Source organism: Micromonospora zhanjiangensis, assembly GCF_042650605.1.
Lineage (GTDB): Bacteria > Actinomycetota > Actinomycetes > Mycobacteriales > Micromonosporaceae > Micromonospora_J > Micromonospora_J zhanjiangensis.
Genome location: NZ_JBHSBN010000071.1, coordinates 1 through 5,883 on the forward strand (window position 1 = coordinate 1; position 5,883 = coordinate 5,883).

Genomic DNA, 5,883 nt, shown 5'->3' on the forward strand with positions numbered 1-5,883 from the left:
CGCCTACACGGCGAGCTCGGCCACGTCCCGCCCGCCGAGCACGAAGCACTACACACGATGACCCACCCAGTCACCGCACCCCTGAAAACCAGCTAACCAACTCTCCATCAAACCCGGGGCTTGACAGACATCGCCGCCCTGCACAAGCAGTTCGACGACTGGCCCATAGCGGGGCTGAAGGAACTGGCGGCGGTCACGCGTAGCGGTGCGATCATTCAGATCGTCCGGAAAAACTGATGAAGGGGTACGGATGGCTATCGAATACCGGCTGACGCTGGCGGGCGAGATCCCGCTGGAGCAGGTGGCGCAACTGGCCGCCCCCGCGGCTGTCGAGACAACTACCGCGTCGGGCGGCAGGATGCTCAGCGCCGACCTGAACGACGAGCGCGGCTACGTCATCGACATCACCGCCGGCCGGCACGGCTACTACTGCGCCGAGGACGACGCCGGGTCGCTGTGGCAATGGGAACCGGAAACCTACGTCGACGTCACCTTCTACATGCGAAAAGACACCCTGACCGACACCGGTAAACCCCACATGCTCGCGACCGTGGCCAGCATCCTCACCGCCAGGACCGAGGACGCGGCCCTGACCCTCAACGGCGACACGCTGATGTTGACCCGCGTCGAGGGAATCACCCAGAAACACAACGCCGACGGCTGGTACGAGGAAGACTACGACAGGATTCTTCACCTTTGAGCGGATGATTGCGGCGCCGCATCGGGGTGAATTGAACGCCTTGGGCACGTCCGTGAGCCTCCGACGACCGGGTTTGTCGGATCGGCGGAAGGCTACGCCTCCGGGTCGGTCCGTCGTCTCGCCGTATACAGGGCCGTGACGTAATGGTCCTCGGCCACACCGCCCGGTTGGCCGGCGACGACCTCGGCCACGCCGTGCAGGAACGCCTCCCGCCGGTCAGGGTCCAACTCCCGCACATTCGGAAACGTTCCCCACAGCCCCCGCGCACTCTGCGGGGTCAACAGGTGCGTCCAGCGGATCATCTCCACCCCGACAAGATCGAACCATCCACCGCTCTCCAACTCCGCCATGCGTTCGCCGACCCTCAAAGGAGCCGGCACCGGATCCCGCCACTGTCCCGGCAGCCACCGCTGATAGAGCAGATCCAACCCGACGCGGGACGCTCCGGGTGAGCTTCCCCCGGTTTCCCGGACGGCTTGCGTGTGATGGTCAGGCCGCGGCTGCGGCCGGGGTGTGGTGTCGTTCGTAGTCGATCGGGGACAGGTTGCCAAGGCTTGAGTGGCGTCGGCGTGGGTTGTACCAGGCCTCGATCCACTCGAAGATGGCATTGGCCAGCTCCTGCCGGCTCTGCCAGGGGTGGCGGTCGAGCAGTTCTAGCTGCATGGAGCCGAAGAACGACTCGACCATGCTGTTGTCGTAGCAGTCGCCGACCGACCCCATCGAGCCGAGCAGCCCGGCCGAGCGGAGCCGCTGCCCGAAGGCCCAGGACGTGTATTGGGCGCCGTGGTCGGAGTGGACCACGGTCTGCCCCTCGGTGGGGTGGCGGCGCCAGCGGGCCATGTCGAGGGCGTCGATGACCAGCTCGGAGCGAAGGTGGTCGGCGATCGACCAGCCCACGACCCGGCGGGCGAACACGTCCAGCACGACCGCGCAGTACACCCAGCCGCCCTGGGTGCGGTGCTGGGTGATGTCGGTGACCCACAGCGCGTCCGGCCGGTCGGCGACGAACCGCCGGTTGACCAGGTCCGCCGACAGGGACGCGTGCGGGTCGCGCACGGTGCAGCCCCTGCGGCGGCGCCGGTAGACGCCCTGCAACCCGTGGCGGCGCATGAGCCGCTCGACGCGTTTGCGGCCGCACCGCACCCCTGCCGCGAGCCGCAGCTCGGCGTGCACCCGCGGCGATCCGTAGGTGCCCCGCGACATCTGATGGATCTGGCCGATCAGCTCACCCAGCGCCTGATCGGCCAGATCCATCACGCCCGGAGACGGGCCGACTCCGCCAGTCGTAGTAGCCCGACGTCGACACCCCCAGGACCCGGCACGTCACCGCCACCGCGATCCCGCCGGCGGCGAGATCAGCGACGACCGGGTAGATCATTTTGGGAGGACGTTCTCCCGCGCGAAGTAGGCCGCGGCCCGACGCAGGATCTCGTTCTCCACCTCCAAGCGCCGCTTCTCCTTACGCAGCGCCGCCAACTCTCTGCGCTCGTCGCTCGTCAAGCCCTCCCGCATGCCGTCATCGGTGTCGGCCTGGGCCAGCCAGTTACGCAGGCACGACTCGGAGATCCCCAAGTCCTTCGCGATCTCCCGGATCGGCTTGGTGCGCAGCCGAGCCAACTCGACCGCGCGCTGACGAAACTCCGGCGGGTGTGGTGCGGGCATCCGAACTCCTCCCTCGGCGACCAGTGTCGCCTCAGCTCAGGTGTCCGGGAAACCGGGGGAAGCTCAGGCTGGGCCCATGCAGAGATGGCATATCCGACCAACTCACCGCCGTGCAACAGCAGGTCGTGCAGCCAACACCGGTCAGGATTCGATGGCGTAGGAGAGCGAAGCCCGCGCGTCCGTACATCTGTCGTTTGATCAGCTTGTTTTTGGTGTTGACGCCTTCGGTGCCTCCGTTGTGGAAGGGGTAGGTCAGTCGCGCGAGCACTTGCGAATTTAGAAGCTGTTGACGGGCGCGTCGGTTGCCGGAAGACTCAACCGCCGACAGAGCTGCGCCAGGAAAGAGGACGACGATGAGTCTGACGAGCGTCTACTCGAGGGCCTGGCAGCTACAGTACGGCTTGGCGCCGGGCTGGTTCGTCAACCTGCAGCCGAACGACGGGATTCCGTTGGGGCTCAAGGGGCGGCTGGTTGGTGACTACTTCCAGCACAGTGGGCCGCTGGCGCAGTTGTCGAGCCTCGTGCCGAAGCCGCCGAAGCCCAATGACAGGTCAGAGTGGCAGTTCCAGAGCTCGTCCGGGATCGAGTTCGTCGCGGCGGTGAACGGCGGGACCTCCGAAAGCATCGAGTGGCTCGGCGCAGCGAAGGCGGGAGTCAAGGCGTCGTTCGGGCAGGAGGCCGGGGTGTCGGCGCTGGGGAGCCACAAGTGGTTCCACCGTTTCCCGGACATGGACAGCGTACGAACGGCGCTGCGGGCGGCCCTGGCGGCAGGTGATCTGCTCAAGGGTGACGCGATCGTGGTCGAGCTGCAGCTCACCGGCCGGGGCGTGCTCCTGGCCTCGCAGGGCGGCGAGGCCTCGATCGAAGCATTGGCTAGTGGGTCGATCTCCCCGGGTGGAGTGAACATAGCGGACTTCTCAGGCAACCTCAGCGTCACCAAAAAGCAGGGCGCCGTAACGATGGAGAAGTTCGGCGACGGCGCGGTGATCGCCGCGAGAGTCATGCAGGTCGGTCATCGCGGAATGTGGTGGTGGCGCAAGATCGTGATTCTTGGCCTCGACGAGGTCACCTTGCAGCAGCAGGAGGCGGCCACCTTCAGACGGGTCGAGGGCGACGGCCAGGACGAGTATTTCCTGCTTTTCTGATGACATCCCTTAAGATTAAGGGCATCCACGTCCTGACGCTGGACAATGAGTCCGGGGCGGTGGCGCGCAGATGGCTGGATGCATCCCGCGATGACGCGATCCTGCCGCCCTACCACGTGGGCGATGACGTCTTGGTCCGGCACATCGACCGGGCAGTGCGCTCGGTGTCAAACTTCCTCAGCGGTCGGCAGCACATCAATCGCGTCAGCCGCGACGAGTTCTGCGGGATCGTCTACCTCGCCAACGACCCCTCGGTAAAGGCGTACGCGATCACCGTACAAGACATTCATGTGGTCGTCGTCGGAATCCAGTGGGTGTTCGCCCTGGTCAAAATCTGCGACCGGCTGTCGGTGCCACTGTCGCGTCGGCCCCGAAGCGGGCCCCCCGCCCCCAGCAGGGCGTCCACCGACGTCCCCCCGCGCGATGTCGAGCTCTCGGCACTTCTGTCAGGGGACCACGAGGTCAGCTCGGCTGAGGCCATCAGGATCGCCGAGACCTGGCCGTCGCCGATGTACATCTACACCGAGGACGAGCTCGGCACATGGGCCGTGTTCTATGACCTCATCCGGCTGGTGTGGTTCCATGAGCTCGCGCACGCGCTGTGCGGGCACATCCGCTTTGCCAAGGAGACGCTCGGTCTGATGGCGCTCTATGAGTCGAAGGCGGAGGGCCAGCGCAGCACGGCCGAAGTGCCTGACGGTTTGACGTCCGAGATCCTGCAGTGCCTGGAGATGCACGCAGACGAGTTCGCGGTCCGGTCGAGCGTGGGCGAGATCCTCTGGGGGCACGACCCGGCTGGCTTGATGATCCGACTGAGGGTAGACCTCGGCGACCGACTGTTGCATCTCAACACGGCGTTCTGCGTGTTCGCCGTCCTGTGGGAGCTCGACCAACGGAAGCGGACCCGGCAGGCCGTCGCGTGGACAGAACGGAGCCACCCACCCGTTGACCTGCGTTACGACCGCTTCCGAAACTTCCAGCGCCAGCTGTGCATGGGCTACGACACGAGCCTCCTCACCGTCGTCGACACGTTGAGCCTCGCGTTCCTGCCGGTGCTGACCCAGGCATCTCCCTACTTCGGGGATCTCGCCCGGCTCACTCCGCTGCTGTTCCGCACACCGTCCATGGACTACGTGCAGCGCTACGAGCAGCACCTGCTGCGGCTGGAACCGGCAATCGCCGCTGGGCTTAAGCTCCATGGTTTCATCCCGGCCGAGTTCCTAAAAGCTCAGGAGTGAAGTGTCGCCACGTTTCGGAGACCAAGCTGTAGTAGCAGTTCTGCGACATCCGCTCATCGGCATGAGTGGACACTGGGCGGGTGACCGTCGTGGTCGTCATCACGACGGCTGTCGCGCGCCGGGTGATCTCCTGTGCTGTCCGGCGTAGCCGTCGGGCACTCCGACGCTTCATGGGGTCGCTCTGCACATGAGAATCGGGTGCGCATCGCGGTCGTCGGCATAACCGTAGACATGGGGACCGGCGGGGGAGCGGTGGGAGCAGATTGGGAGCAGCGGGTCGCTCCCAACGGCGCTGAACCGCGTTGGAAGTGGCTGAGCTGCTCGTATCGTATCGGCCTGACCTGGGGCTGGTTGTGTTCGTGCTGGTCAGGCCGGTGTGGACCGTTCGTAGACACATCTGCGCTCAACAGGGCTGAACGGACTTCAACGGCTGTCCATCGCCCGAGGCAGAGTGGCCTGCGGCCGGCTCGGCGGTAAGGAGCGGGGCGTGGGGTTAACGGTTGCTTGGGAGCAGGATTGGGAGCAGGCGTCGATTGATCTTCGTTTGCCTTCGATTCGAAGGTCCACTATCGGTGGCCGGGCGGCTGAGCTGCGATGACGTGACGGGTGACCACTTATGACCTTCGGAAGTGCGCAGCACGGGGTCCCGGAGTGCTTGGCCGGCTGTGACCAGGGGCGATGGGCCGTGGTGAGCGCTTCCCCGTGCGGAAGCGCTCACCTGGTCTGGCTGAGGACGCCTGCTCCGGGTGGTCCACGACGGGACCGAGTCCACGAGTACCGCCGGGCCGGTGGGCCGCGAATGCTTCGATCTCGGCTCGTGCTGTGGGTCGAAGCCCTGGTGGCGCTCGGCATCGATTTGTGGCTTGGCTAGACAACACCGGTGCGCGTGTGCGAAAGACAGGGTCGGCCAGGTGCCTGAGCGCCCGGCCGACCCTCGGTCTTCGCTGTTACCAGCCGGTTGCTATTTGGCTGCTGGTGCCGATCGTCCCATCGGGGTTCATGGGGTAGCACCACAGGATCCCCGTGGTGCTGTTCGCCGCGATGATGTCGGGTCGGTTGTCGCCGTTGAAGTCGGTGAGGCCGTACGAGGTGAAGGCTTGCCAGCCGGTGCCGATCTGGACACCGGAGCCGTAGATGC

The 5,883-nt window shown here is 65.8% G+C and carries 4 protein-coding genes and 3 pseudogenes; 3 read left to right on the plus strand and 4 right to left on the minus strand.

Features of this window, described 5'->3' with window-relative positions; translation table 11 throughout:
• The first annotated feature begins 250 nt into the window (after positions 1-250).
• On the plus strand, positions 251-700 hold the full coding sequence (locus ACFOX0_RS33720; protein ID WP_377553676.1) for a SitI3 family protein: 450 nt from the start codon (positions 251-253) through the stop codon (positions 698-700).
• Between the two features lie 92 nt (positions 701-792).
• Here ACFOX0_RS33720 and ACFOX0_RS33725 read toward each other — a convergent pair whose 3' ends face one another.
• The 3 genes and pseudogenes from ACFOX0_RS33725 to ACFOX0_RS33735 all read right to left on the minus strand — a co-directional run.
• Positions 793-1,050, minus strand: a complete 258-nt coding sequence (locus ACFOX0_RS33725) for a hypothetical protein (protein WP_377553677.1) — start codon at positions 1,048-1,050, stop codon at positions 793-795.
• Positions 1,051-1,189: 139 nt separating this feature from the next.
• Positions 1,190-2,362, minus strand: a pseudogene (locus tag ACFOX0_RS33730) (IS3 family transposase).
• A gap of 142 nt (positions 2,363-2,504) precedes the next feature.
• Positions 2,505-2,630, minus strand: a pseudogene (locus ACFOX0_RS33735) (transposase); the annotation flags it as partial.
• Positions 2,631-2,715: 85 nt separating this feature from the next.
• Here ACFOX0_RS33735 and ACFOX0_RS33740 point away from each other — a divergent pair.
• Both ACFOX0_RS33740 and ACFOX0_RS33745 read left to right on the plus strand, forming a co-directional pair.
• A complete protein-coding gene (locus ACFOX0_RS33740) occupies positions 2,716-3,507 on the plus strand; it encodes a hypothetical protein (RefSeq protein WP_377553679.1) in 792 nt (263 codons plus the stop codon).
• Positions 3,507-4,745, plus strand: a complete 1,239-nt coding sequence (locus ACFOX0_RS33745; RefSeq protein WP_377553680.1) for a hypothetical protein — start codon at positions 3,507-3,509, stop codon at positions 4,743-4,745. The genes ACFOX0_RS33740 and ACFOX0_RS33745 overlap by 1 nt, the downstream gene beginning before the upstream one ends.
• A 947-nt stretch (positions 4,746-5,692) precedes the next feature.
• Here the strand turns inward: ACFOX0_RS33745 and ACFOX0_RS33750 are convergent.
• Positions 5,693-5,883: pseudogene (locus ACFOX0_RS33750) on the minus strand (hypothetical protein); the annotation flags it as partial.